Annotated in this window: 24 protein-coding genes; 16 read left to right on the top strand and 8 right to left on the bottom strand. The window is 55.9% G+C overall.

Translation table 11 applies throughout. From position 1 onward, the window contains the following. Positions 1-64 precede the first annotated feature (64 nt). Positions 65-409 (bottom strand): hypothetical protein, encoded by a 345-nt coding sequence (locus FWJ25_RS03185; RefSeq protein WP_149598776.1) that lies wholly within the window; start codon positions 407-409, stop codon positions 65-67. Between the two features lie 232 nt (positions 410-641). Here FWJ25_RS03185 and FWJ25_RS03180 point away from each other — a divergent pair, with 232 nt between their 5' ends. Continuing rightward, positions 642-1,352, top strand: coding sequence for a response regulator (locus FWJ25_RS03180; RefSeq protein ID WP_223163223.1), 711 nt, complete (start codon positions 642-644; stop codon positions 1,350-1,352). Continuing rightward, complete coding sequence (locus FWJ25_RS03175; RefSeq protein WP_149598774.1) at positions 1,349-2,791, top strand: sensor histidine kinase; 1,443 nt, start codon at positions 1,349-1,351, stop codon at positions 2,789-2,791. Before FWJ25_RS03180 ends, FWJ25_RS03175 begins: the two co-directional genes overlap by 4 nt. Before the next feature lie 17 nt (positions 2,792-2,808). On the opposite strand, the gene FWJ25_RS03170 is transcribed toward FWJ25_RS03175, so the two are convergent. From FWJ25_RS03170 to FWJ25_RS03155, 4 genes are all read right to left on the bottom strand, one after another. Continuing rightward, complete coding sequence (locus FWJ25_RS03170; protein ID WP_246166636.1) at positions 2,809-4,020, bottom strand: MFS transporter; 1,212 nt, start codon at positions 4,018-4,020, stop codon at positions 2,809-2,811. Between the two features lie 136 nt (positions 4,021-4,156). Beyond that, positions 4,157-5,257, bottom strand: coding sequence for a helix-turn-helix transcriptional regulator (locus FWJ25_RS03165; protein WP_223163214.1), 1,101 nt, complete (start codon positions 5,255-5,257; stop codon positions 4,157-4,159). Between the two features lie 2 nt (positions 5,258-5,259). Beyond that, positions 5,260-6,480 carry a helix-turn-helix transcriptional regulator gene (locus FWJ25_RS03160; protein WP_188093552.1) on the bottom strand — a complete coding sequence of 407 codons (1,221 nt, stop codon included), beginning with the start codon at positions 6,478-6,480 and terminating at the stop codon, positions 5,260-5,262. A gap of 105 nt (positions 6,481-6,585) precedes the next feature. Continuing rightward, entirely contained in the window at positions 6,586-7,203 is a 618-nt protein-coding gene (locus tag FWJ25_RS03155; RefSeq protein WP_149598771.1) for a pyridoxamine 5'-phosphate oxidase family protein, read from the bottom strand. Between the two features lie 104 nt (positions 7,204-7,307). Here FWJ25_RS03155 and pdxR point away from each other — a divergent pair, with 104 nt between their 5' ends. Continuing rightward, positions 7,308-8,753: a MocR-like pyridoxine biosynthesis transcription factor PdxR gene (gene pdxR / locus FWJ25_RS03150; RefSeq protein ID WP_149598770.1), complete on the top strand. Its 1,446-nt coding sequence runs from the start codon at positions 7,308-7,310 to the stop codon at positions 8,751-8,753. 31 nt (positions 8,754-8,784) lie between these two features. Here pdxR and FWJ25_RS19990 read toward each other — a convergent pair whose 3' ends face one another. Both FWJ25_RS19990 and FWJ25_RS19985 read right to left on the bottom strand, forming a co-directional pair. Next, entirely contained in the window at positions 8,785-10,005 is a 1,221-nt protein-coding gene (locus tag FWJ25_RS19990; RefSeq protein ID WP_223163213.1) for a DUF6351 family protein, read from the bottom strand. A 7-nt stretch (positions 10,006-10,012) separates the two neighbouring features. Beyond that, positions 10,013-11,419, bottom strand: a complete 1,407-nt coding sequence (locus FWJ25_RS19985; protein ID WP_223163212.1) for a DUF6351 family protein — start codon at positions 11,417-11,419, stop codon at positions 10,013-10,015. Positions 11,420-11,713: 294 nt separating this feature from the next. On the opposite strand from FWJ25_RS19985, the gene FWJ25_RS03140 reads away from it, so the two are divergent. The 11 genes from FWJ25_RS03140 (at position 11,714) to FWJ25_RS03090 (ending at position 21,416) form a co-directional block, all read left to right on the top strand. Further along, positions 11,714-12,586, top strand: a complete 873-nt coding sequence (locus FWJ25_RS03140; RefSeq protein WP_149598769.1) for a sugar phosphate isomerase/epimerase family protein — start codon at positions 11,714-11,716, stop codon at positions 12,584-12,586. Between the two features lie 23 nt (positions 12,587-12,609). Continuing rightward, positions 12,610-13,626 (top strand): fatty acid desaturase family protein, encoded by a 1,017-nt coding sequence (locus tag FWJ25_RS03135; protein ID WP_149598768.1) that lies wholly within the window; start codon positions 12,610-12,612, stop codon positions 13,624-13,626. A 10-nt stretch (positions 13,627-13,636) separates the two neighbouring features. Continuing rightward, complete coding sequence (locus FWJ25_RS03130; RefSeq protein WP_246166635.1) at positions 13,637-14,512, top strand: ABC transporter permease; 876 nt, start codon at positions 13,637-13,639, stop codon at positions 14,510-14,512. Positions 14,513-14,561: 49 nt separating this feature from the next. Further along, positions 14,562-15,596, top strand: coding sequence for an ABC transporter substrate-binding protein (locus FWJ25_RS03125; RefSeq protein ID WP_149598767.1), 1,035 nt, complete (start codon positions 14,562-14,564; stop codon positions 15,594-15,596). Positions 15,597-15,610: 14 nt separating this feature from the next. Next, positions 15,611-16,402 (top strand): ABC transporter ATP-binding protein, encoded by a 792-nt coding sequence (locus FWJ25_RS03120; RefSeq protein ID WP_246166634.1) that lies wholly within the window; start codon positions 15,611-15,613, stop codon positions 16,400-16,402. A gap of 11 nt (positions 16,403-16,413) precedes the next feature. Further along, positions 16,414-17,172 (top strand): MBL fold metallo-hydrolase, encoded by a 759-nt coding sequence (locus tag FWJ25_RS03115; RefSeq protein ID WP_149598765.1) that lies wholly within the window; start codon positions 16,414-16,416, stop codon positions 17,170-17,172. Positions 17,173-17,176: 4 nt separating this feature from the next. Then, positions 17,177-17,551, top strand: a complete 375-nt coding sequence (locus tag FWJ25_RS03110; RefSeq protein WP_149598764.1) for a LysR family transcriptional regulator — start codon at positions 17,177-17,179, stop codon at positions 17,549-17,551. 210 nt (positions 17,552-17,761) lie between these two features. Further along, on the top strand, positions 17,762-18,205 hold the full coding sequence (locus tag FWJ25_RS03105) for a YtoQ family protein (RefSeq protein ID WP_149598763.1): 444 nt from the start codon (positions 17,762-17,764) through the stop codon (positions 18,203-18,205). A 631-nt stretch (positions 18,206-18,836) separates the two neighbouring features. Then, positions 18,837-19,295, top strand: a complete 459-nt coding sequence (locus FWJ25_RS03100) for a MarR family transcriptional regulator (RefSeq protein WP_149598762.1) — start codon at positions 18,837-18,839, stop codon at positions 19,293-19,295. Next, on the top strand, positions 19,295-20,359 hold the full coding sequence (locus tag FWJ25_RS03095; RefSeq protein ID WP_149598761.1) for an HlyD family secretion protein: 1,065 nt from the start codon (positions 19,295-19,297) through the stop codon (positions 20,357-20,359). The genes FWJ25_RS03100 and FWJ25_RS03095 overlap by 1 nt, the downstream gene beginning before the upstream one ends. Before the next feature lie 7 nt (positions 20,360-20,366). Further along, positions 20,367-21,416: a DUF2955 domain-containing protein gene (locus FWJ25_RS03090; protein ID WP_149598760.1), complete on the top strand. Its 1,050-nt coding sequence runs from the start codon at positions 20,367-20,369 to the stop codon at positions 21,414-21,416. A gap of 35 nt (positions 21,417-21,451) precedes the next feature. On the opposite strand, the gene ovoA is transcribed toward FWJ25_RS03090, so the two are convergent. After that, complete coding sequence (gene ovoA / locus FWJ25_RS03085; protein ID WP_149598759.1) at positions 21,452-23,617, bottom strand: 5-histidylcysteine sulfoxide synthase; 2,166 nt, start codon at positions 23,615-23,617, stop codon at positions 21,452-21,454. Positions 23,618-23,907: 290 nt separating this feature from the next. On the opposite strand from ovoA, the gene codB reads away from it, so the two are divergent. Both codB and FWJ25_RS03075 read left to right on the top strand, forming a co-directional pair. Beyond that, a complete protein-coding gene (gene codB, locus FWJ25_RS03080; RefSeq protein WP_149598758.1) occupies positions 23,908-25,191 on the top strand; it encodes a cytosine permease in 1,284 nt (427 codons plus the stop codon). Beyond that, the gene (locus tag FWJ25_RS03075) at positions 25,192-25,815 is read left to right on the top strand and encodes a PucR family transcriptional regulator (RefSeq protein WP_149598757.1); all 624 of its coding nucleotides are present in this window, start codon (positions 25,192-25,194) and stop codon (positions 25,813-25,815) included. Positions 25,816-25,828 lie beyond the last annotated feature (13 nt).

Genomic DNA, 25,828 nt, shown 5'->3' with positions numbered 1-25,828 from the left:
CATCGATCTCCTTCGGGACAGTCCGGGATACCCGATTCCGGGCTCCAACTCATATTCATGGGGCTCAGTCCTTACGAGGGTCCCGCACCGGATCTCCAAAACAGTTGAATTCGTGCTCACGTATCAGGTTTTTCTCGCTGTCACGCAGTTCCACCCGATAAGTACCATCAACCGTTTCATTCATGGCTACCTGCACCCCAGGGCCAAATCTTTGCAATGCCCTGCCGTGGGCCATGATGCGCATTTCCTCAGCGCTGTACTGCTCAAACCGGCCACCCATGGATCCTTCGTTGCGACGGTATTCATGTCGTTCATTTTCCCAACGATCATCGTCCGCAGACGCAGTCACTGGCAAAACGTTTAGCATTGCAACCGACGTCAGGGCGATCAGTGCCGTAGTCTTTTTCATACAAGAACTCCTTTCCGGGTTGAATCGAAATATCAGGCATCGGCCTGTGGAGTGCCATTCCATCAATAAACTGTCGCAGAGATATCTCCGTCCCTCGGCGGTTTTGTCGCAATTTGTCGCGGGAGCGGGAATTACGACGATTTACGACAACCTCATTCCCACGCCCCCGGTTTACTCCCCTATAATCGGAACGATCAAAAAACAGTCGGGGTTGAGAGTGAGCGTTTCTCCCATGATTCTGGTGGTGGACGACCACCGTGACATTCGTGATCTGGTCGGGCGGTATCTCCAGGAACATGGCATGCGAGTGCTTCTGGCCGATGGTGGCGATGCCATGAAACGTCAGCTTAAAGACCATGCTGTCGATCTGGTCGTACTGGACATTATGATGCCCGGCGATGATGGCCTGATATTGTGCCGGTACCTGCGGGAACACACGGAGCTGCCCGTCATCCTGCTCACCGCCATGAGCGAAGACACCGATCGAATCGTCGGCCTGGAAATGGGTTCGGACGACTACCTGACCAAGCCTTTCAATCCCCGGGAACTGCTGGCTCGAATCAAGGCCGTTCTGAGACGGACAGCCGCCCTTCCACCCCAACGAGCAGCCATGACCGGTCAACGACTCTCATTTGAGGGCTGGACCCTGGATGTCGACAGGCATCAACTGATTGATGGCGAGGGCGTGGAGGTTTCGCTGAGTACCGCCGAGTACAAGTTACTGCTCGCCTTTCTCGAACATGCCGGCCGGGTGCTTTCACGGGATCAGCTGATGGATCTGATACAGGGTCGTGAAGCCGATGCGTTCGACCGCAGTATCGACAACCATGTCAGCCGGTTACGGCGAAAAATCGATCCCGATGCCCGACGGCCGAAGCTGATCAAGACAATCTGGGGCGGTGGTTACCAGTGGATTGCCACCGTTGAGGGAGAGCCGGAATGAATATCTGGCCACAAAGAGCCGGCGGCCAGTTGGCCCTGCTCCTAATCGTCGTCCTGCTGGTCGCTCAGGGTATTACCATTGGAATACTCGCCGGTGAGCGTCAGGGTGCGCTTCGCAGCGCCAGTCAGGAACATGTGCTCGAGCGGTTTGCAGATGCGTATACTCTCCTCGACACCGCTGACCCTGAGCGCCAAAGCCGCATTCTGAGGGCTCTATCAACCCCGACCATGCGACTGACCATAGATACGTCACCTGCTCTTACCTCCGATGGGGCTCCCCCCATCACCGATCAACTGCAATCACAGCTGAGCCTGTCCAGGGATCAGCTACGCACTTCCGTCGAGAACGACAATCTGGCGTGCCTCCAGAACCACGACTCTGATCATGATGAAGACGACGAACATGACAAACATGAAGACAGGGAGGATCATCATGAACGCAATGAAGAGCATGAGCAACGGGAATGCCCGCCAGTGCTGAAGGCCTCTCTGGCACTATCGTCCGGGCAATGGTTCAATGCCAGTGCACAGCCTTCGGCTCCTTCATGGCTCTGGCTCAAAGCTACCCTGAGCAGCGTTGGCATTACGGCTGTTCTGCTCACTCTCACGATATTGCTGGCCATACGGAGAATCCTCCGGCCGGTCAACGAACTCAGCTCAGCTGCCCACGCCTTTGCCCGTGGCGAAAAAGTGCATATTGAAGAACGCGGACCGGAAGATATTCGAGAGGTCACGCGGGCTTTCAACCAGATGCAGAATCAGGTCAGCGCTGCCCAGAAAGACCGGGAGCGTCTGTTGGCTGCACTCGCCCACGACCTGAGAACTCCGATCACGTCGATGCGCCTGCGGGTGGAACTGCTGCCCGATGGCGAAGATAAAGAGCGCCTGCTCTCAGCACTGGAGGAAATGCAGACCCTCTCCGAGGCAACTCTCGACTTCATTCGCGGCAGCACAACCGAGCAATACCGGCGCTACGACATCGCTACCCTGCTAGATAGCCTCTGCTCGGATCTACAGGATATAGGCATGGCCGTGGAGTACCGGGAAAGTCCCCGGTGCGTGCTGCAAGGGCAGCCACAGGCGGTCAAACGTGCACTGCGCAATCTGGTTGAGAATGGGGTGACCTATGGGCGGCGCGTTGAGGTCAGACTTTCTACCGACGCCGGCAACGCCACCGTTGAGATCATTGATCGCGGACCCGGTATCCCTGAATCTGAGAGGGAAAAGGTGTTTGAGCCTTTCTACCGGCTGGAGCAATCCCGAAGCCGGGAAACCGGCGGTGCAGGCCTCGGGCTTGCTATTGCGCGCACTCTGATCAGAGGTATGGGGGGCGATATCCGGCTCAACACCGGGCCGGACGGCCTGGGACTGAAAGTATCGGTCACCCTGCCGAGGCCCGGGACCGACGAGGACTCATCGGTCAGGCAATCAGGCACTTAGCATCTGCGAGCAACCGGTCAAGCTGCTTCGCAGGCTGCCTCGGGATCACGCGGCCTGCTACTCCAGGCCACCAGAAAAATCAGGAATCCGGCAAAGGCTGTAGCTGCGCCGACATAGCCCGTAGACTGCCAGCCAAATCCCGCGGTGATGGCCATTCCGCCCAGCCAGGGCCCTAGGGCGTTGGCAACATTGAACGCCGCATGATGCGAGGCTGCGGCCAGAGTTTGTGCTCCGGTTGCGACATCCATGAGATGGGTTTGGAGACCAGGGCTCAGGGCCACCATCATGGCGATCATGAAACAGGCAACGAGCATGACGGGCAAGGAAGCGGTCGTCGACGGAAAGACCGCCAGTACCGCAGCGCTGCAAATAAGGATGACGCCAACAGCCCGAAACTGCAGACGATCAAATATCCAGCCTCCGACGATATTCCCAACAAAACCTCCCAGGCCGAAAACCACCAGCGCCGCAGGTATCCAGACAGGATCAACCCGGGTTACTTCCAGCAGTATCGGGGCGAGGTAACTGAAAACCGCAAACAGGCCTGCAAAACCGACCGCACCAATACCCAGTGCCAACCAGATCTGCGGTCGATTGAAGGCCCGGATTTCGCCCAGAGGGCTGTGTCTTTCTTCGGTCGGGTCTTTCGGTAAAAACAGGGCGACCAACAGAACAGTGACTACCGAAATAACGCCCACAAACCCGAATGCGTATCGCCAATCCAACGATTGCCCCATAAGGGTCGCCAGAGGGTTACCCAGCAACAAGGCCAACGTTAGTCCCATCATTACGCGGCTAACAGCCTTGGCTCGTTGATTGGCCGGTACCAGAGACGCTGCCACCAAGGCGGCTACGCCAAAATATGCCCCGTGTGGCAAACCAGCGATAAAGCGGAAGATAAGAAGGGTTTCGTAATTGCTGGCCATAGAACTTGCCAGGTTACCCAGGGCATAGAACACCATCAGCAGGATCAGGAGCTGTCGGCGAAACAGTTGTGCCCCCAGTATTGCCAGTATCGGCGCTCCGACCACTACGCCCAGGGCATAGGTGCTGATCAGATGCCCAACCTGAGGTTCAGTAACCCCCAGATCCTGAGCGACATTTGGCATGAGACCCATGATGGCGAACTCACCGGTGCCAATTCCAAACCCACCCATGGCAAGCGCAATTTCTATAAGGAGGGTTCGAAACCTTGATGGGGATGTGCCGGTTACAGCTGGAGTGTTCAACCTGGGCTCCTCGAGTAATAAAGCTGGAAGAACCCTTCATTCTCGGGATTGGGTCTGCAATGCCATATAGGCAATTATGACGATAGTAATTAGCACCCTAAGCTGCGCAAACAACGCACTGACCGGAACCGGTCGGCTAATGCAGCAAAGCCGACAGAATCCCGCTGACCAGTTCACCCTGACGGTGGTAACCGGTTTTAGCAAAAACCTGTTTCAGGTACGTGCGCAGCGTGGATTCGCTTCGGTGGCGCAGAGCGGCCACCTCTTTCAGGCTCAGTCCAGCCACCAGGTCTGCACACAGCTGCGCCTCCATGGGTGAGAGATTGAAGTAACCCGCAATCAGGTCAGCACTGGGGAGTGCCCGCTGCTCAGGGTCATACACCGTGACCAGCGCACCGCCGGCCAGCAACTCGCTGCTTTCAATGGGGCGAATTGCCAGTAACAGAGGCCTGCGCGTCTCCCGTTGCAGAATCAGCAGATCCGTCCGATAGTCAGCATCAGCAAGATGGCTGGAACGAACCACCTGTATGGAAGATCTGAGAAAAGAGTCCTGCACGTCCTTTTCCCCAAAACTCAGCCGCTGGTCCGAGATCTTCAGGCAGGTTTCCTTTTTGACCAGGGACCTGGCCGCGCGGTTCGAGTGCAGAATCAAAGCCTGGTCGTCCAGGATAAACGTCGCATCGGGCAATACATCAATAACCGCAGAGAGAGAACTGGCGGCCAGTCTCTGTTCACTGAGCTGCCGATACATCTGCACCGCCTGGCGGATAAACGGTACCAACCGGTCAAGCGCTTTCAGCTCTTCGGCAAGATAAGGCCCCTGGCTAACCGTGCGCTGAATGGTCAGGACGTGACAGTGGGATTGGGTTGAATGAACCACAAACCAGGCACTATCGAGCATGTCCTGATCGTTTTCCCACTTATCGTAATCTTCATCAACATTGCTTTCCGGCAACAGTGCCAGTGCGGACTGGAAGAAGCCTGGCGGCTGATGGATTGCATGATTGGAAACAACATCCTGGGCAATCATGTTGTTATCCAGATACCAGCCCAGAAACTCGTCGGACAAGCCATGGTGCCATAGGTGATCAATCCGCAACGGTTGCTTGCGGATAACCACCAATTGCGCGGCACAGCCATTTGCTGCTTCCGTCAATTGTTCGAGAAACCCGTGAAATCCTTGACGGTCAGTCAGCGAGCTGTACAGCGTTTGTAGCAAGGCAGGATCGTTAACCAAAATCACCCCAACGCACGAACCAGAGCACCCACCAGTTCTGCCTGCCGGCGGTAGCCATTTTTGGAAAGCAGGCTTTTAACGTAATCACGAACCGTGTGTACCGACAAATGCTCTGATTCCGCAATCTCATTGATAGATGCACCCTGCATCAACTGTCCTGCTATACGGGCCTCACTGCGTGTGCACTGGAACAACTCACACAGTTTGTCGATATCCGGTGGCGCCGTAACCGTAAAGGGGATGACTTCGGCAAGCGCACCGTAGCGCCCGGTCGCTTCTCCGTTTTCACGCTCCCCCATGGCCAGCGGCGTGATACAAATCGCTATACGTTCATCATCCGCTTCATCAAACAGTGTGATGATGTCCTGTACACCGTCCCGGGCGTTAAAGATACTCGTGATAATGGCGTCATTGAGTTTTCGGTTAAAGCCCGCATCCCGACTCTGTAACCGGGAATCCTCCTGGTCGTCTACGAACAGCCTCGGGTGAGAACGCAGAATGGATTCCGCCGCGGCATTGCACTGGACTATTCGTGCCATTTCGTTGAACACGACCATGGGTTTATTAACCCGATCCAGAGCCATGGTCAGCGTTTCATTGCTCGTGCGGGAGTGATACAGCTTATGGAACAGGTCCACCGCATTCTCGATATGCGGGGCCAGCATATTCATCTGCAGAAGTTCCTTCTGCGAGTATGGCCCCTCGCTCCGGTGCCGGTTAGCGAGAAAAACGATCCGGGAATCGTCATCCTTACTGATCAGCATCCCGGCGCTGTCTCCAAGGCCGATCTGCTCTACCCATTCCAGCGATGCATCAGTCAGTATCTGACGAAGATCAAACTCAGGATCACATTCGGCAAGAGAGTCGAACTTGCGCGGCGGTAGAGAGCTGAATCGCAACAGCGCAGCATCCTGCTGGGGCAAATCGCTGTTCACGAACCACTGCTCAAACCCTTCAGGGTAGCCAAACGTCCAGCCATACCGCATTCTGAGCGGAGCGCTGGTCAGGGCAAGAATTCCGCCCTGAAGTGCCCGGAACCGGGCACAGAACTCATCGAAGAAAGGTTGAAAGCCATCGTTGGTGTGCAAGCAGCGATACAAGGTAGAAACCAATTGGTTGTACCCCGTAAACTCTTCGACGCTGATGCTGCTATCAACCTCATTGCCCACTACCGGCAAACGGGCCGATTTATGAGCATCGCCTGCAAGCATACCCTTACCCATTTGACCGCCCACAGTTCTGCACCTTCTGGTTCTTTTTTGATCGTTACAATTGCGAGTTTCCTAGCGCCAGAGTATAGAAAGAAGATAAGAACTTTTACAGACAAATCATTTGCTTTGCTTCCCATCTATCGCTGATAGCGTCCCGTTCCAGACAGGCAAATCCATATCTGCAGGTTCTTCGACAGGGCCTCCGGTGCGGCTTTTGAAGGCCCCCTCTTCAATCGGTATCCGAAACAGCGCAGTCGCTTTGCGCTCCCGGGTATTCGGTGGCCTTACCTGATCCCAACGACCTGCCTCCAACTGATTGATGACCGCCTCGAACGCTTCATCAAACTCACTGTTATCGGTAATCTGGATAGCCTTGCCGAACAAGACCAGCGACTCATAGTTGGCACTGTGGTGGTAGGCGGACTTTGTCATCACCCATTCATTGGTTACGGCGAACGACAGACACAGTAATGCGCCTGAGGCCAGTACCTTGGACATTCTCCCGCCATTAAGGCAGTGCAGGTAGACATCGTCCCCATGGCGCCAGGCGGTCATTGGCACAATCCGCGGTTCGCCATCCTCTACAAAGGCAATATGGGCCGTTTTCAGGCGGTCAATCAGGGCATAAGCCGGAGCCCGTTCATAGCTGGCGCGTTGCGCCGCCCGCTTCACCCTGCTGCGCGGGCACACGGCCAGGGCGGGTTGTTGATCGGCGGCGTTTTCCACTGATTTCATCACATGCTCCCAGAACTCTGATGACAACAAACAGAGTTCTATTAAAGGACAACACTGATACCATATTAAGATCCACTTTCTACATTTTTATGGGGCCAGCTGACATGATAAACGACATACAGCTCAACAACGCCTCATCGCTCCAGCAGCAGCTTTACCAACAACTGTCCCAGCGCATACTCCACCAACGTTATCTGCCTGGCAGTCGCCTTCCCTCAAGCAGGCAGATGGCGATGGATCTGGGAATCAGTCGAAATACAGTGAATGCTGTTTATGAGCAGCTCAAGGCCGAGGGTTTTCTACAAAGCCGCGCAGGCAAAGGCATCTTTGTGCACCAGGATATCGGCAGGGCGATTAACCCGGCAGGTGAGACCGCCCAGCCCGAACGGATACCCTCCCCGGGCGCCTCCAGATCGCTTCCTTCCTTGCCGGATTACCCTCGTGACAAGCTTCGGCTCAATGCCGATGCCAACCTCCCCTTCCAGCCGGGATTACCTGATCTGGACGAGTTTCCGATAAAGGCATGGAACCGGATTCTTCATCACCAGGAAAGCCGTCGCGTGTTGCGCGGCTATGACAGCATTCAGGGATACCAGCCCCTGCGCTCGGCGATTGCCAGCTACCTCAGAACGTCCCGTGGGGTTCGCTGCAACGAAAGCCAGGTCATCATTACCAACGGTGCTCAACAGGCACTCTCGCTCATTGCCGATGTCTTTCTGGAGCCCGGCGACAGGATTCTGTGCGAAAACCCGGGGTACCGGGGTGCCCGCTATGCCCTCGGCCGCCATGGTAACCCTCTGGTGCCGGTACCGCTCAGGAATCAGGTTCTCGATGTGGATGCGCTGGCCGGGCTCGGACCCGCAAAGCTATTGTCCTGCACACCCACTCATCAATACCCGATGGGCGGCATTCTCGATCTCTCCCAGCGTATGGCCCTGGTGCAATGGGCTCAGCAAAACAATTGCTGGATTATTGAGGACGACTACGACAGTGAGTTTCATTTTTTCAACAAGCCCTTCGCAGCCATTCAGGGCATGTTCGATAATGCGCCGGTTCTGTACGTGGGCAGTTTCAGCAAAACCCTGATGCCAGGCCTGCGCGTGGGCTACCTTGTGGTGCCGGAGCCCGCTGTAGAGCCCCTGTTATGGGCGAAACAGATCAGCGGCGGGGAATCGTCCCTTATCACTCAGGCCACCATTGCAGAGTTTATCGAAAGTGGGCAATTCACCCGTCACCTGCGGCGCATGCGCCAGCTTTACAGGGACAAGTGGATTTATTTCCAGCAGCGGGTATCCGACACCCTGGGAAGCCAACTCAGCCCGGTGGCAGAGAGCGCAGGGATGCACCTGGTGCTGGAAGGAAGGTTCGACGATACGGCCATACACCAGTGGTTACGAACCCGAGGGTTTGGCAGCGCACCGCTGAGTGCACACTTTCTTGGGGAGGCGGCCCGCACTGGCCTGGTGATGGGATTTGCCAGTGCCACCAATCGCCAAATTGATGACTGTGTTGTGGCACTGGCCGAAGGAATTGCCCGCGCCTCAGGTTAGCCCCTGAGGCGCGGGCCTCTGGCACAGGTCTTCAATCGGTGCCCGGCGACAGACTCACCTCAAACGACGGCGCCGCCCAGCCCGATACAGACTTTTCGTGCTCTGGCAGCGGTTCGCCCCCGATCACCCGCTCGGACTCATCACCGTATTGCAGCCAGGTCACTGTGGGCACCTCACCCACGGGCGGCTTGCTGTAATCGCAGACGCCGTCCGGGAAGATTTTCGCCACTTCCCTCGCCATTGCTTCCGAGTCATAGGTGCCATTCAGCAGATTCGTCGGGTAGTCTGCCGGATCCACCGGCTTGAGCTGACACTTGTTGTTCAGGGTCGTGATGTCATCGCCCGCGACGGTGCGCGGTGTGCCAAATCGGGTCTGAACCAACAGTTGCTGAACGGACACGACAGTATCCGTCAGCGGGCTTAACGGATCTGCAATGATATCGGGAAGCCCCAGTTCGCCCAGGTCCAGACCACACACCTGCCCTGTAGCGATGTCCAGAATCTGGCCAAGCTCCGCAGGCAATTCAGGGAAGGACAACATATCCGCCTGGTTCCACGTAGGGTCAGGCGTCAGCAGGTTACCCGTATAGGGCACAAATGGGCCGTGCTCGCTGAGCAACGAAGACACTGGCAGGCACCGATCGCGGGCTTCCAGAGGTTTGTTGGCAATCACTTTGTCCGCCACGGAGCCGCTACTGGCATCTTCTTCAACATTGGACAGCCAGTCGTCCATTACATAGAGCGCTTCGGTGGTGTAGATGGTATCGCCCGCCAGCGGGAAGGCGCCGTACCAGATGGTGTGATTGCGGGAATGCCCCTGAGTTTTCTGCAGTCGCGCTCGTGTCTGCCACGAGTGGTAGGCATCATGGGCGATACCCGGATCAGGGCCCCGCAGGTCAATAATCGGAACGTTCGACAGATGTTCCGCCGTGTTGATTGCACCTGTGCGGTAAGCATTGGTCAGCGCTTCAGGATCAGCAACCGTGCGCCCTTGCTGGTAGTCGATATCCACATCGAAGCCACCGATTTCCCGGTTAACGGCCAGGAATTGGTCTGCGGTAATGACACCATCCTGCAGCGCTCGCAAACCATACTGCACACCAACGTTATCCAGTGGTATCCCGGTGAATCCCCGTGACAGCAATTGCTCATTGGGGGACCAGACCTCTGGAGTACGTATGCCGAACTGGGTTTTCATATAGTCGATCAAACCGCAGCGCAGGCCATCCGGGCGCTCCTGTTTGTCATACACTTCGGCCTTACCATTCAGCCCCGGGCAGTTTCTGATCGGGGAAGGCAGAGGGGAAAAAGGCGAGATCTGAGGCGATAGGATTAATCGGCAGATGGCCGTACAACGCTGGCCACTGCAACGCGAGATATTCTGATGTCAGCAGTTTTTCCAGGAACGATGTCAGATCCTCAGGGGACTCAGGCACCTGAGCTCCGAAGTAGTTGTTGAGCAGGTTGTAGTCCGCAAACTGCGTTGCGGTGGTCCACACATCCGGATAGGAACACTGCACAATCAATCCCTGATAAATACCAGGATAAGCATTGGCAATGTGTTGCTGTGCAATGGAACCGCCTGAACATCCCGTTCCGATGGTGTACCGGATTGGCCCGTACTGCTCGACAATGCGTTCCTTGGCCATTACCAGGGATTCTGCCGCAGTCACCAGATTCACGTTATGGCCAAGGTTTGCCTGCGCGGTGGACAACGTAACAAAGCCTTTGGACAAGGCCACCGAGATACTATCCCCCAGCAGCACCTCAAACCCGTCCGGAGCTGTGCCGGCGATGTCGCCGTTGGGCGGATTGCCCATGGCAAAGCTGACACCGACATTCCCGCCGTGATGAACCAGAACCTTGCCGTTCCATTGCTCTTGCGGCCGGGTGCCATCCCAGGATGTATCGGGCTGGTAAAGGGACATAATCTGGTAGCGATCCCGGTTCAAGACACCCCGTTCAACCCGGACTATAAACGGCACTGTCACCCCCTCATCGGTGGTAACCGTCGCAATATCCTCCTCCGCGGGCGGGTTAGCGGGATCGTAGGCAACGAATGCATCCGGAATCCCCGGAGACTGGGGATCAAAATTTGCCATGTACTGATCAAACACCGAGGCAGGGACGTATTTGATTTCATAGTCCGGCGCCTGATTACACTGCGCATCTATCGCGGCGGCGTTGGTGCAGGTCCAGGGCTGGACCTGTGGGCCGGAAAAGACAGGCCCGCCAGCGGGATGGTTAATAATGGTTTTGGTGACCACACCATGGCCAGGCAGAACCAGACGCAGTTCATTTTCCCCCAATGCGAGACCATCGATTAACGCACGGCTCACGCCTTCGCGATCAGCTACCGCAACAAGATCCGGATGAACCCTCGCTCCGTTCAGGTAGAGTTGAGCGCCGGCCTGGCTTTCTGGCTCGGCGATTTCAATTTCGATCAACGCGTCACCGGCGCTGATAAGATCAGGACGGTTCGAAAGTACCCGGATCACAGCATCTCCGCCCACTTCGGAGGCAGGTGTGTTCGAGGCTGGCGTATTGGTGACGACGTCGCCGGCGACACTACTAGAGGAAGGCACCGGGCCTTCGCCATCACCGCCCCCGCATCCTCCGAGGATAGCCAGAACGGCCAGCGCAAGTGCTGTTTTCTGATTCTTCATAGGATTCCCTTTTGTTGTTATTCAATGGGTGAATCAATCTCACGTCACGGGAATAACACCAAAAGGTTCACTTTTCGGCTGTGGCTCAACGGACTTTGGGGCTCGTCATTTTTGTGAACCATCTCGCACTATGCATGTGCACCTGCACCTTTGATTAGCATCCAAACCTCTTACTCCACCCCCAAAACACCCCATCTACATGCTGGCATGTATGTATATTGGCCATTTTCGCTTATGGCACAGGGGTTGCAGAGCATTTCATACATTCTTCATGGCATAGCTCGGTGACACCCAATGCGCTTAAAACGGTTCAAAACCCTCTGGGGACATAACGGTTCCCTGACAGATGCGGTCAAGCAGGTAAAAGCGGCAGATTTTGACGGCATTGAAGCTCCAGTGCCGAACACCCCCGAGGAAGCGGAAGCCTTCGGCAGGACCCTGACGGAAAACGGTCTGTTGTGGATTCAGGAAGTCTGCACTGCAGGCAGCTATGTACCCCGGCGTGACGCCAGCATCAGTGACCACCTGAACGACTTTGAAGCCAGGCTGAAACTCGCCGAAACAACGGGCCTTGTCCCGGAATTCGTCAACGTCATGGGCGGTTGCGACGCATGGCCGATTGAAGATTCTGTCCGATTCTTCACGGAAGCCCAGAATATTGCCGACCGACTCAACACTCCTGTGAGCTTCGAAACTCACAGAGGCAGGAGTTTCTTCAGCCCATGGAACACCATCGCCATTCTCGACAAGGTTCCACACATTGATGTCACCTGCGACTTCAGTCATTGGGCAGTCGTGTGCGAGCGCCTGCCCCACATTGAGTGGGAAAGCATTCTGCGCACTGCGCAACAGGCGAGACATATCCACTCACGGGTTGGATACGATCAGGGCCCTCAGGTCCCTCACCCTGCCGCTCCGGAATATGCCGAAGCGCTGGCCTCACACCAGGCCTGTTGGGAAGCCGTTTGGCAGTCCCAGGCGGAACGCGGCCTGGATTACACAAGCATGACCCCTGAGTTCGGTACCGATGGTTACCTGCACCTGCTTCCCTTCACACAGGCACCGGTTGCAGATCTCTGGAGCGTCAATCGCTGGATTGGTGAAGAGGAACTCGCCCATTTCGATCGTTGGCATTCAGCAGCCGTGAAGACTTCAAAAATTGCATAACACCCTGGAGGGAGGTTAAACCGATGGCCCATGTAACCCAGTATTTCAGACATTCAGACGGTGTCTGGCCCCTGACACTGGTCCTTAGCTATATCGTCGCGGCTTATGTCGGCGGCTGGGTGATGATGGCGCAACCCGGGGTTATCTTGCCAATACTGGGCGTGATCGCCTGTGCGCACGGGATGGTCATCGCTGCTTATCTTGTTCACGACTGTGCCCACAATGCGATCTTCAAAAACACCGCCCATAACACCCGGCTCGGCAAACTGCTGAACTGGATTACCGGCGGAAGCTACGGCACCTATGAAGACCTTCGCTACAAGCACATGCGCCATCACGTGGACAACACCGATCCCATCGCATTCGATTATCGGGCATGGCTGAAGGCCCACCCCAAAACGGAAAAACTGGTCTTCGCTCTTGAGTGGTGCTACTTCCCGGCCGTGGACATCCTGATGCACGCCATGCTCATGATTGCCCCGCTGACCTCTGTAGGAAATGCATCTCAACGGAAGCGCCTTTTGGGGGTACTCCTTACAAGGGCCGTAATACTGGTATGCCTGGCCTTCTGGAGCCTCAAAGCCGTGCTGCTCTATGCCATAGCCTATACGCTGATGCTCATGGTCCTGCGTTTCTTCGACGCCTACCAGCACAACTACGAAATCGTAGTGAACCTGCACGACCCGGACGCATCGTTCCCGTACAAAGGCAACCGGGAATACGAAGAGAACAATACCTACAGCAACCTGATTTCCCGACGCTGGCCCGTTTTGAATCTACTGATTCTCAATTTTTGCTATCACAACGCGCACCACACAAAGCCCACCATGCCCTGGTACAAATTGCCTGCGCTCCACAATGAACTCTACGGCTCAACCTACACCCGCACCGTTGGCCTCAAAGGTCAGATCAAGAGCTATCACCGCAACCGTATCGCCGGAATCTATGCCGAAACCTACGGCCAGGTGGAGGTACCCGAAGCGCTGCGGGAAGGGTCCGCAGTGCCGGTTTACGGGCTCAGTTTCCTGACCGCGTTCTGAGGCCAAATCCATGACTGCAAAACTCTCCGACAGAGCGACTGGACAAGCGCTGGAACCAGTAGTCCCTACCAGCGCCACACCGAAAAAGCGCCGGGGCTACTGGTTCGATTTCAATCAGTCACTTCCCGTCAATCAGCGATTGATTCTCGGAGCCGTTGGCTGGGTTGCCTTTTTCCTGCTGTGGCAGATCACCGCGCAAATGGATCTTGCACCTGATCGCCTGTATCCCGGGCCCGTTGCTGTGTTCGACTCGCTGAAAACGCTGTTCCTTGAACAGAACTTTCTGAGCGATGTGATCTCCAGTATCACCAGGATTGTTGCCAGCTTCGTGATCGCCGTTCTGATCGCCCTGCCGCTGGGCCTGCTGATGGGTTCCTTCGCCCGTGTTGATGGCGTACTCAACCCTCTGCTCGGTGCCTGGCGGTACCTCCCTGCTCCTGCCTTCATCCCGCTACTGCTTATGTGGCTGGGGACAGGAAATTCCCAAAAGATCACCCTGTTGCTGATGGGCGTCGTTTTCTTTCTGGTCATCATGCTGGCCGATGTCACCCGGCAAACACCCAAGGTGTTGATTGAAACAGCCAAAACACTGGGCGGTGGACGGCGAATCATCCTGTGGACCGTACTCTTCAGGCACTCCCTGCCGGGCTATGTCGACACTTGCAGGCAGATGCTGGCTGTCAGCTGGACTTACCTGGTCATCGCAGAAATCGTCGCAGCGACCGACGGCATCGGGGCCATGATGATGCGGGCAAAACGCTTTGTTCATGTCGACGACATCATGGCTGGCATTGTCACCATCGGCGTCCTGGGACTGCTGTTCGACGTTCTGTTCAGACTGATTTACCGAAAATGTTTTCCCTATCTCGGACGGTCCCATTCCTGATGGATGGGCACCTCCCGATTTGCATCCCAACCCCAAGAGGAAATACGTAATGGACTGGTTTAAACGTGGACTATCTGTCGCAGCACTGGCCCTGCTTTCCAGCAGCGCGCTGGCTGCAGAAACCGTACGGTTATCTCTGTTTTCCTGGCCCGGATACGGGTTCTGGTTTATTGCCCAGGAAAAAAATCTGGCACCGGATCTCGACTTCGAAATTTCCATCATTGAAGACCCTTACGAAAGTTTCGGGCTGATGGCCGCTGACGGACTGGATGTCACGTCCAGCACGGCAGAATACGCGCCGATAGCCGCAGACAAAGGTGTGCCGGTCAAAATGGTCACCTACACGAACCCTTCCTATGGCACAGACAAAATTGTACTGGCGCCGGGGATCGAGTCTGCGGAAGATCTGAAAGGTAAATCCGTCGCCGTTCTGGAAGGCGGTCTGACCCAGATTTTCGTGGGAAAATGGCTTGAGGCAAACGGGGTAGGCATTGATGAAGTCCAGTTTACCAACCTGATCATGGATGACGCCGTCGGCGCGCTGGTCGGTGGTGATGTCAGTGCTGCTGAATTCTGGGAACCTTTTGGCTCACAGGCTCTGGAGGCCCTGCCCGGCTCCAAGGTTGTTGCTTCCTCACTGGAGCCAGGCTGGATCGAAACGGCCCTGCTCGGTGACGCCATGTATATGAGCGATACCTTTCTGACACAACATCCGGAAACCGCAGCGAAAGCAATGCAGGCGTACTTCGATGCCGTGGATTACTGGAAAGCCAATCCGGCAGAAGCCAATGAGATCATCGCAAAAGGCCTCAATTTCCCGGTGTCTGACGTTGAGAAGGTGCTTGGATCGGACGGCGAGATCTACAAAGGCGGCATCTGGGTATTCGACAAGTCACAGGCGGCTAAATACATGGGTCTGATTCCGGGTGAACTGCCGCTGGGGCTGCCAAACGGCCAGGTCACAGAAAACTGGGATACCGTGACCGACTGGTGGCTGAAGTTCGGCCTGGTCGACGCCAGCCACCCTATGGAATCCGGCGTGAACATGGCACCCCTGAAAGCCATTATTGAGTCTGCGGAGTAACAGGAGTCATGACCATGCCTTCCAGTAACGGCCTCAGCATATCCAATGTTGGCAAGACATTCCGGTCAGGAGGCCGGGACATCCAGGCACTGGAGAACATTTCTCTGGAACTGCCGGCAGGCAAAGTTGGCGTGCTGCTGGGCCCCTCCGGCTGCGGCAAATCCACATTGCTGCGCATGGTAGCTGGCCTGGAAAATCCATCGGAAGGCACGATCACCCTCAATGGCCGGGCTGTTGATCAGCCCGGCCGTGACCGGGGCATGGTCTTCCAGGACTACACATCCTTTCCCTGGCTATCGGTGAAAGACAACGTCGCCTATGGTCTCAGAATAAACTCTGACCGCAGTGCACTGAACGAAGGCACCGTAGAGCATTTCATCCGGGCTGTGGGGCTGGAAAAATTTGCCGACGCCTACCCCCATCAACTGTCCGGTGGCATGCGCCAGCGGGTTGCCATCGCCCGCACCCTTGCCAACTATCCGGAACTCCTGCTGATGGACGAGCCTTTTGGCGCGCTTGATCCTGAAACCCGGTGGCAAATGCAGGACCTTCTGCTGGGTATTGTGCGCAAGGAGCGGACCTCCGTCATGGTGGTCTCCCACGACATAGAAGAGGCACTCTACCTCGGCGATGTCGTGTTCTTCCTGTCCCGTCATCCAGGGCGTCTCAAGGAAGTCATCCACACCGATTTTAAATCCGCACTGCCACCCAATGACCGGGAAGCATTCCTTCAGAGCGAAGAGTACCGACGGCTTGAGCTTCATATCCGGCGGTTGATGCAGGATGAAGGGCGGGATGCAGCCTGAAGGGCCACAACATGAAGATCGCAGACCGCTGGTTTGAAAAAAAGCGTATTGATGACCGGATCACACTGCTCTGGGAACCTCACGTTTGCCCGCTGGCCCGGTGCAATATCTGGCATGTCAGGGGACGGGATGCCGACATCCTGATCGACTCCGGCATGGGCATCAGCAATCTCAAAGAAGCCATGGCAGAGCTCCTGGACAAGCCTTTAATGGCTGTGGCCACCCACACCCACTTCGACCACATTGGCAGCCTGCACGAGTTCGATCAGCGGCTGGTCCATCCCCTCGAAGCTGACAATCTGCGCACTCCGGACGATTTCCCAATCCTCTGTGCCTGCCATTGGCCTGCCGGAATGCGCGAAGCCTTTGGCGGTGACAACTATGACATACCGGACCTGCTGATTGATGCCTATCCACACGCGCAATTCGATCCCGTGACCTTCCGCAGCGCGGCAACGGAACCCACCCGACTAATTGACGAAGGGGACGTTCTCGACCTGGGTAACAGTGCATTCGAAGTACTGCACCTGCCTGGCCACTCGCCCGGAAGTATCGGCTTGTGGGACAAATCTTCCGGTACCCTGTTCTCTGGCGATGCCATCTACGATGGCCCTCTGCTTGATGACATTGAAGGCGCCGATAAGCAAGCATACACTGCGACCATGGAACGCCTGAGACGGCTCCCGGTATCTATGGTTCACGGTGGACACGACCCGAGTTTTGGTAAAGTTCGCCTGCACGAACTTATCGACCAATACTTGAATAAATGACCAGATGAACCTGAGTGACATTGATCTACGCCTGCTTGACGTCTTCATTGCTGTTGTTGAATGCCAGGGCATAGCCAACGCCCAGACCCTTCTGAACCGTGATGCCAGCAACATCAGCCGACAACTGAGGCAGTTGGAGGAGCGCCTGCATCTTCGCTTGTGCGAACGAGGCCGCAGTGGTTTCGGGCTGACGCCGGACGGTGAGCAGGTGTACAGGAACACCCTCGACCTGAAACGTGCGCTCCGCAACTTTGAAGACGAAACGGAGATACTCAAAGGACACCTTTCAGGCCAACTTCGTCTGGCGATGATGATGAATGAAGGCGGGATCTTCGGAGCTGTATGCGAGCACCAGGACCTTTTGACCCACTGGGGTTAATCAAGGAACAACAACCGGATAGCGGTAGAGTTTTCCCACAGAAACTGTGGATAACTTTGTTGGCAACGAAAGGATACCCGGTGTAAACCGCATAACCATGCCTGTTCCCGGAATCGGAGGAATAATAGTCAATGTGTTTAAATCCACACACTGACTCAAATCGCCCTATCCAGTATGATGCGTTCCAGTTCACAAACTGAGGAAACTACCATGATCTGGACCGTATACCTTTCTGGCGAAATCCACACCGATTGGCGTGAGCAGATTCAGGCTGGCGCAAAGGCGGCAGGTCTGCCGGTTGAATTCACAGCTCCGGTAACCAACCACGATGCCAGCGATGCCGCAGGCGATGTACTGGGCAAGCCGGATGTTCCGTTCTGGCGCGACCATCAGTCATCAAAGGTGAATGGCATCCGCACCAAGACCATGCTGGAGCAGTGTGATCTCGCAGTGATTCGCTTCGGCGATAAGTACAAGCAGTGGAATGCAGCCTTCGACGCAGGATACTGCGCAGCACTGGGCACGCCCTACATCACTCTGCATGGGGATGACATTGTTCACCCCCTGAAGGAAGTGGATGCTGCCGCAATGGCCTGGGCACAGACCCCGGAGCAGGTTGTGGAAGTCCTAAAATACGTGACAACCGCCGTTTGACCATCCCATTCCCCCGCCTGACTCAGAACTGACCTCATATCCGGGTACTGTCACACTGACCCCCTCGTGACTTTGCCCGGATGCCTTGCCCGGATACTCACCCCCACCTTCCCGGACTTTTCCCACAAAAACTGTGGATAACGTTGTTGGAAACGAAAGGATACCCGGTGTAAACCGCATAACCACGGGGCCTGCAGAAAACGAACGAAATATAGGCAACCTGTTCAAGCCGTTACCAATGAGGACTTCTCGTGGTCATTTCCTCCACTTATTCACAGGTGAGTCTGAATTACCCCCAGGCTTAAGCGGGTTTCGCGGTGGACTTATGCACGATGCAGGTATTTTCCCACAAAAACTGTGGATAACATTGTTGGAAACGAAAGGATACCCGGTGCAAACCGCACAACCACGCGGCTCAGAGAAAGCGCAGGAAAAATAGTCAGTTGTTCAAAGAGCCAGGCAACCAGGCTTTTTCAGGCACGAACGTGGTGAGCCAGCCTTTACAGTAAGTCCTATCACTTATATTAGTTAGCTTGCTAACACACGCTCTCGTGGATACCATTGTTAGCACGCTAAATAAAACCTACATCCCACCGCTGTTCAGCGGTATCGGGAACCAAGGAATTCAGTTATGTCTACCCACGAACTCAAGCCTTCGATCGGAGGCGCCCTGGGCCGAATCCACCGGCTATGGCGGCAAGCCATCACTTCTGCAGTGTCTCCTCTGGAGCTGACGGAAAGCCGATGGGCGGTCATGGTACACCTTGACCATCTGGGTGACGGGTGCAGCCAGACAGCACTGGCAACCGCCCTTGCGATCGAAATGCCCTCGTTAACACGAACGTTGAATCAGCTTGAGGACCAGAATCTCATCGAGCGGCGCATATCTCCCAACGACCGTCGGGCTCATACACTCTGGTTCACTGAAAATGGCCGGCTGGTCATGAACGATCTTGAGGAAAGAATTCAGGCGGTAAGAACGGCCATCTACGGCAACGTCGATGATGAACAGCTTGATCAACTGGCCGCAGTCGTTTGCGCCATGGAATCTAACCTCCATCAGTACCTGAACACCAGGAGAGGTGCGTAATGACACCCGATCAGGCCTTTGCTCGCTGGGTCAGATTGTCACTGCTCGCTTTCGCCCTGCTCTTTGCTTACTTTCTGATCGCCGACCTTTGGATGCCTCTGACGCCTCAGGCGCGGGTTATGCACAGTGTGGTTCAGGTCGCGCCACAGGTTAGCGGCCAGGTTGCGGAAGTTCATTTGCGAAACAACCAACACGTCAAAGCCGGCGATCTGCTGTTTACCCTGGACCAGAGACCTTTCAGGCTTGCCATTGAGAAGGCAGAACTGGCACTGGAAGCCGCCAGCGTTCAGAACGATGGTTACGATGCCGCACTGGCCAACGCTGATGCCGCGCTGGCCGCTGCACGCGCAACTGAAGCGCAACTGGCCAGGGACAATGCCCGCATGCAACGTCTCAAAAGCCAGGGAGGCGTGTCGCAGCAGCAGGCTGACCAGATAGCATCAGAACACGAGGCCGCGCAGGCAAATGTCCGGGCCGCCCAGGCGCAGGTCAGGGAACTTTCGGTTCAGCGCGGACTGACGGACGAACAGAACCTGAGGCTCCGCCAGGCCCGTAACGACCTTGCTCAGGCCCAACTGAATCTCGCATACACAGAAATCCGGGCTCAGGAAAGTGGCACCATCTCGAACCTGCAGGTTCAGGAAGGCACCTACGCCCGGGTAGGCATTTCTATGGCGGCACTGGTGAGTGATCACGCCGACGTGATTGCAGACTTCAGAGAGAAATCTCTGGCCTACGTAGAGCCCGGCGATGAAGCGGCTGTCGTATTTGATGCCTTGCCAGGAAAGGTCTTCGACGCCGGGGTGGGCATCACGGATGCCGGTACACTGCAGGGCCAGCTTCTGGCAGACGGTACCCTTGCAGCCCCTGCCAGCACTGACCGCTGGGTTCGTGATGCCCAGCGCCAGAGACTGCACCTGGCAATGCCGGATCAACAGGACCTGCTGGCGCAACTCCCGTCCGGAGCTCGCGCAACGGTTCAACTATTCCCGGCTTCCGGACCCATGTCGTGGCTGGGCCATCTCCAAATCCACGCCATCAGCGTGCTCCACTACATTTACTGAGATCACGATGGGCCGTTTCAAACCAATCCTGTCGATCAGCAAACGCTCGATGAGCACCAATGATCTCCGCCAGTGTCTGAGGGTGGCCTTTGGCGGCGTTCTGGGTTTCATCGCATGCAAGCTTGCCGGAACCAGCTACGGCGCATTTTATACGGTGACACCGATGTTGCTCCTGGGCATGATCCCGATCCTGAATGCGCACATTCTCCGGCAGTTTGTCGCGGGGACGCTGCTGGTCAGCATCGTGGTACTGGTTGCTCACGGCGTACTGGGTGAGAAGCCTGTACCAATGATTCTGTTTGTTGCCGGGCTTTTTGCACTGCTGTTCCGGGCAATGGCCCGGGGACCAAACTTCCTGTTCGGTGCGACCAGTATTGTCAGCCTCTCCATGCTGCTGCACTTTGCGAGCTATCCAACATCAGACGTACTGGGTATGGTTGGTGAAAATCTGGAAGCGGGCCTGTTATCGCTGGCGATTGTCTTTGTGATGCACTGGCTGTTCCCGGATGTCGAACCCAGGGCGCCAAGGCCACGCCCGACAAAGCCACTGAGTAACCAGCGCCACGAAACCATTCTGGCAACAACGGTGGCGACGCTTTCCTTTATCGCCTTTCAGGTCATGGATCTTCGCGGTTCACTATCAGCGCAGGTTGCCACCATTCTGGTGCTGTTCCCTCTGACCTGGAAAGGAGCAGGGCCCGCAGGCTGGAATCGTGCTATCGGCACGCTGGTTGCCTGCAATGCCGGGCTGGTCATTCAGCTATTGCTATTTAACCACTTCAACATCCTGCCACTGGTGGCCTTTAGTTTGTGGTTGGGCCTGATGGTGTTTGCCCGTTACCACATGCTCGAAGGCGGAGTTTCGGGCGCCGGATTTGCCGGGCTCACGACTATGGCCATCCTGTTCGGCCAGTATCTGACGCCACAGACCGATTTGGTCTACAGCGACCTGTACCGTTTCAGTTCACTGGCGGTTGCCGTACTGGCATCGCTCATGGCGGTGTATCTCATGCACCACTTGCTGAACCGATTCGCCAGCACCCGGCTTCAGGAATAAGGGAGCCTTCTTGAGGCTCCCTCTGACCTGGACGCTTATTTTCCGGGCAGCCGCTCCCACACTGTCACCTCAGACAGCGTGTGCTGGAATTTGTGCTCCGTTTCCCGGATCACAAACGGCACTTTACGAGGCTGCCCTACCATCCTGAAATGAGCGGACAGGTGAGCTCTCAGGCCATCCAGGGTGCGGTGATTCTCCCCGTCCTTTTTGAAACCGCCAATCCACTCTTCTTTTGGCGTATGTTCCTCCATCCAGGTATACGGCGATGCAATCACCAACAGGCCACCGTCATTGACACGCTCATGAATGCTGTCCAGGAAACGCCTTGGGCGATAGAGCCGGTCCAGCAGGTTTGCGGCCAACACCAGATCATATCCCGTGAACTGGGGTTTCAGGTTGCAGGCATCACCTTGTGAGAATGAAACCTTCGCTGCACTGTCTTCCAGCCCCATGTCCCGCAAACTCCGGGTGTGATAGCTGACTAGGTCGCCTTCATCCACCAACGCATACCGGATGGTGCCCTGCTCGGCCATTTCAACGCCAAGCCGGATGAAGTTGGCGGAGAAATCAACGCCGTCCACTTCCTCAAATTTCCGCGCCAGCTCAAAGGTCGCGCGACCGCAGGCGCAGCCCAGATCCAGCGCCTTGCCGGCCGGTTTATCTGCAATTGCCTCAAGCGCCAGTTCTGCCATGGCTTTCGGAAAGTTATCGACGCCAAACCAGCGTTCACCAAAGTGGAACTCTGCGTATTCGGTCAGTAACCGGTCACTTTCGTAGTAGGCGTTGGGCTGAACGGCTTCAGCTTCCGATGCGATGTAACGGAAGCCGGCGTGCTGGAAGAAATGTCGCCGGAACGCGTAACGGGCTGCCAGCCTCGATTCATTGCCACACGAAATCCAGGAGCCGCCCTTGATCAGATTGTGCTGTCCATCGAAGGTCGGTGTGGTGAAGTCGTCGTAAAGCGGGTGCACTTTGAAGTTGTCAAACGGGTATGTTGGAGTTTCCACCCATTGCCAGACATTGCCTACCACATCGAACCATTCGCCGTGGCGAAAGCGGCTGACCGGGCAGGAAGACGCCCCATGATCCAGGTGCAGGTTTGAATTGGCGGTGCCCTGCCCGACTTCCTCTACGCCAGCGACGGTACAAAGCTGATGCCACTCATCCTCGGTGGGCAGACGGATGGGCAGCCCGGTTTCCTCGCGCTTCCATTCGCAGAACGCCTTGGCCTCGTGGTAGTTCACTTCCACCGGCCAGTCCCACGGCATTTCGACTTCTTCAGTCATCAGGCGGAGGTACCATCCGTTATCCCAGCGCCAGAACGTCGGGTGCTTCACATCAGCAAATGCACGCCAGGAGGCACCTTCCTCGCACCAAAAAGCATCATTCAAATAGCCGCCGGCTTCCACAAAGCCAAGAAACTCCTGGTTACTCACCAGATACTGGCTGGCACGGAATTCATCGACCTGGGCTTCATGCTCGCCGTATTCATTGTCCCATCCGTAATAGGGATCGTCATAGGGCTTGCCGATCCTGACCGTGCCCGCCGGCACCGCTAGCATTTCATTATCCGGCGCTTCACCGGTCTCCCGGCTCGGGGCCCATTCGTTCCGAGGTCTGACCTTATCAAGATCGTGCTGTCGAATCAGAACAGACGAGGTTTCAAGGTGAATCCGTTCGTGCTCAATCCCCATGATCACCGGCCACCAGGGGCTCTCCCAATTGATCGGGAGGGTCAGCGGCAAGGTGTCAATCAGTTCCAGAACGCTTTCCCGCACCTTCGCACGATAATCCAGAACCGCCTGCACACTGGGCCAGTCGTAATGTTCATCATCCAGATCATCCCAACTCATCTCGTCCACGCCGACGGCAAAGACAGACTCCATGTAGGGATCGATGCGTTCATGCATGAGTTTGGCGAGCACCAGCTTGTTGGTGAAAAACGTAGCGGTGTGGCCGAGGTAGAAAATCAGCGGATGTCGAAGCGGAATCGATTTCTGATAGTAGCCTTCATCACCTGCCAGGCAGTCGAAAAGCCGGGTATAGGTATCAAAGGTATTTATGAAGTAGTTCGCGATCTCTATGCGTTTCTCTTCCGGCGTCCCCTCTGCCAGGTTGGGTGTTCGCAATAAACCCGCTGGCTTCACAGATTCCGGGTGGTCTGGAGTGACAAACCGGGACTCGCCTGATGCTGATGTCATGATCAAACACATCCTTTTGTATGTGGAATACTGCTTAACTACGTTAAACCATACAGTGTTGGATCAGGCGTTTCACTCGGGAACAGTGATACGCACTAATCCGGTGCCCCCACCTCGTAATTGCACCAGCCATACACAAGTATCAAAGCATGAGAGTCTCCCTCGGGAGGCCGATGTGCACTTTGCACAATTTACCGACTGACAGATAGCGCCGATTACCACCCAGACCCGGCCATGGCACAAAGGTTGCCAACACTCTGCGTGTTAACCCTCGATACGGAGAGATCGGCATGACAACGAAAGCAACTTCAAAAGAACAGGATTATCCTCTCAGCCCGGTCCCAATGACTGAACGCAAAAGCGTCTGGTCGATGGGTCTGGTACTGCTGGGCTTCACCTTCTTCACAGCGACGATGTGGGCTGGAGGAAGCATCGGTGTCGCATTCGACTTTACAACCATGCTCATGGTGTTGGCCATCGGCAACCTCCTCCTTGGCGTTTATGCTGCCGTTCTCGGTTACATCGCGGCCAAGACCGGACTGAACACTGCACTTATGAGCCGCTTTACCTTTGGCGAAGTCGGCAGCAAGCTTTCGGACTTCATCCTTGGCTTTACCCAGATCGGCTGGTATGCATGGGGCACTGCCACCATGGCTATTCTGCTGGTTAAACTGACTGGCATGCCCGAAAGCCTGACAACACCACTGATGGTGGTGTTCGGCTTTGGTTTCTGCGTAACTGCATTCATAGGTTACAAGGGGCTTGAGTGGCTTTCCCGAGTGGCCGTTCCTGCCATGATTATTCTGGTCGCAGTGAGCATGACCATCGCTACCGCGGATGGCGGGGGATTCTCAGGTCTGCTGGCGATCGCGCCCACCGATGAAATGACAATGGCTGCTGCGATCACCCTCGTTTTCGGCACATTTGTCAGCGGCGGAACCCAGGCAACCAACTGGACCCGCTTTGCCAAATCTGGCAAAACCGCTGTTATTGCCACCTTGCTCGCGTTCTTCCTGGGGAACGGATTAATGACCCTGATCGGCGCTTTTGGCGCTCTCGTTTACCAGCAAGCGGATATCGTTGACATCATGGTGGCCCAGGGTCTGGCCACACTGGGTATCCTCATGCTGTTCCTGAACCTCTGGACCACTCAGGACAACACCGTCTACAACTTTGCTGTTGCCGGCTGCAACATGCTGCGCACACGACGACGCAAGACCGTGACCGTAGGCGGTGCTGCTATTGGCACCGTGCTGGCTGTACTCGGTATGTATGAGTGGCTGATCCCGTTCCTGATTCTGCTTGGCACCTTTATTCCGCCAATCGGTGGCGTGATCATGGCCAGCTATTTTGTCGGGTATAAGCGTTCATACCCTGCACTGAGTGACGTTACGTTACCGGCATTCAATATCACTGGCCTTGCGGCATACGTCATCGGATCCACTGCGGCCTACACCTCGCCCTGGATTGCGCCTATTGTCGGCGTCGTTGTTGCGGCACTCAGCTACTCGGTTATCCTGATCGCCAGCCAGGCGGTTCGTGAGCGTCGCACACAGGTTACAGGAGCTATCTGAATGCCCCTGAGATGCAGGGAGATACCTGATCTTCCCGGCCTCGAGGCCATCCGGCTTCGGGGCGGGAGTGCGGCGGGGAACAACACTGTACGCTGGCCATACGTCGCGGAAAACCGGTCGTTCAGGGACTGGGTCAAAGGCGGCGAACTTGTATTCGTCACCGGCATCAGCCGACACCGCAGTCCACAGAATCTTGCGGAATGCCTCTACGAAGGCCGGGAGTGCGCTATCTCCGGACTGGTGGTACTGACCGGTGACGCCTATATCGGCCAATTGCCAAACAGCCTGTGCCGACTGGCAGATGAACTGGCAATCCCTCTTTTTGAGCAACCTTATTCTCTGCCGATGGTCATAGTGACCGAAACCATCGGCCGGGCGATTGTCCAGGCAGAGACTTTCGGCGACATGGAATGCGTACCGCAGGTACTGGTCAGCTCAGGAGAATTGCTCGACGCCTGGATTACTTGCCGGGGTAACCAATCCGCAATGGCTGAAGCGCTAGGCTGCCACCGCAACACCATCCGAAACCGGCTTCAACAAATCACTGATCAACTGCCCGCCGGAAGAGATCCTGAAGAAGGGTTCAGAACATTGCTACTGGCTCACATGTTAAGCGGGAAGTAATACAACAGAGCCA

It is taken from the genome of Marinobacter salinexigens (assembly GCF_008370345.1).
GTDB lineage: Bacteria > Pseudomonadota > Gammaproteobacteria > Pseudomonadales > Oleiphilaceae > Marinobacter > Marinobacter salinexigens.
The sequence above is the reverse complement of the archived record's forward strand: the minus strand, read 5'-3'. Positions and strand labels throughout refer to the sequence as shown.

Bases quoted from the DNA above. Each gene is read 5' to 3' on its own strand.
- FWJ25_RS03115 (WP_149598765.1), top strand. From the start codon at position 16,414: ATGAAGATCGCAGACCGCTGGTTTGAAAAAAAGCGTATTGATGACCGG.
- FWJ25_RS03075 (WP_149598757.1), top strand. From the start codon at position 25,192: ATGCCCCTGAGATGCAGGGAGATACCTGATCTTCCCGGCCTCGAGGCC.
- FWJ25_RS03160 (WP_188093552.1), bottom strand. From the start codon at position 6,480: ATGGGTAAGGGTATGCTTGCAGGCGATGCTCATAAATCGGCCCGTTTG.
- FWJ25_RS03110 (WP_149598764.1), top strand. From the start codon at position 17,177: ATGAACCTGAGTGACATTGATCTACGCCTGCTTGACGTCTTCATTGCT.
- ovoA (WP_149598759.1), bottom strand. From the start codon at position 23,617: ATGACATCAGCATCAGGCGAGTCCCGGTTTGTCACTCCAGACCACCCG.
- FWJ25_RS03140 (WP_149598769.1), top strand. From the start codon at position 11,714: ATGCGCTTAAAACGGTTCAAAACCCTCTGGGGACATAACGGTTCCCTG.
- FWJ25_RS03125 (WP_149598767.1), top strand. From the start codon at position 14,562: ATGGACTGGTTTAAACGTGGACTATCTGTCGCAGCACTGGCCCTGCTT.
- FWJ25_RS03120 (WP_246166634.1), top strand. From the start codon at position 15,611: ATGCCTTCCAGTAACGGCCTCAGCATATCCAATGTTGGCAAGACATTC.
- codB (WP_149598758.1), top strand. From the start codon at position 23,908: ATGACAACGAAAGCAACTTCAAAAGAACAGGATTATCCTCTCAGCCCG.
- FWJ25_RS03090 (WP_149598760.1), top strand. From the start codon at position 20,367: ATGGGCCGTTTCAAACCAATCCTGTCGATCAGCAAACGCTCGATGAGC.
- FWJ25_RS19985 (WP_223163212.1), bottom strand. From the start codon at position 11,419: ATGAAGAATCAGAAAACAGCACTTGCGCTGGCCGTTCTGGCTATCCTC.
- FWJ25_RS03100 (WP_149598762.1), top strand. From the start codon at position 18,837: ATGTCTACCCACGAACTCAAGCCTTCGATCGGAGGCGCCCTGGGCCGA.
- FWJ25_RS03105 (WP_149598763.1), top strand. From the start codon at position 17,762: ATGATCTGGACCGTATACCTTTCTGGCGAAATCCACACCGATTGGCGT.
- FWJ25_RS03175 (WP_149598774.1), top strand. From the start codon at position 1,349: ATGAATATCTGGCCACAAAGAGCCGGCGGCCAGTTGGCCCTGCTCCTA.
- pdxR (WP_149598770.1), top strand. From the start codon at position 7,308: ATGATAAACGACATACAGCTCAACAACGCCTCATCGCTCCAGCAGCAG.
- FWJ25_RS03135 (WP_149598768.1), top strand. From the start codon at position 12,610: ATGGCCCATGTAACCCAGTATTTCAGACATTCAGACGGTGTCTGGCCC.
- FWJ25_RS03185 (WP_149598776.1), bottom strand. From the start codon at position 409: ATGAAAAAGACTACGGCACTGATCGCCCTGACGTCGGTTGCAATGCTA.
- FWJ25_RS03130 (WP_246166635.1), top strand. From the start codon at position 13,637: ATGACTGCAAAACTCTCCGACAGAGCGACTGGACAAGCGCTGGAACCA.
- FWJ25_RS03155 (WP_149598771.1), bottom strand. From the start codon at position 7,203: ATGAAATCAGTGGAAAACGCCGCCGATCAACAACCCGCCCTGGCCGTG.
- FWJ25_RS03095 (WP_149598761.1), top strand. From the start codon at position 19,295: ATGACACCCGATCAGGCCTTTGCTCGCTGGGTCAGATTGTCACTGCTC.
- FWJ25_RS03180 (WP_223163223.1), top strand. From the start codon at position 642: ATGATTCTGGTGGTGGACGACCACCGTGACATTCGTGATCTGGTCGGG.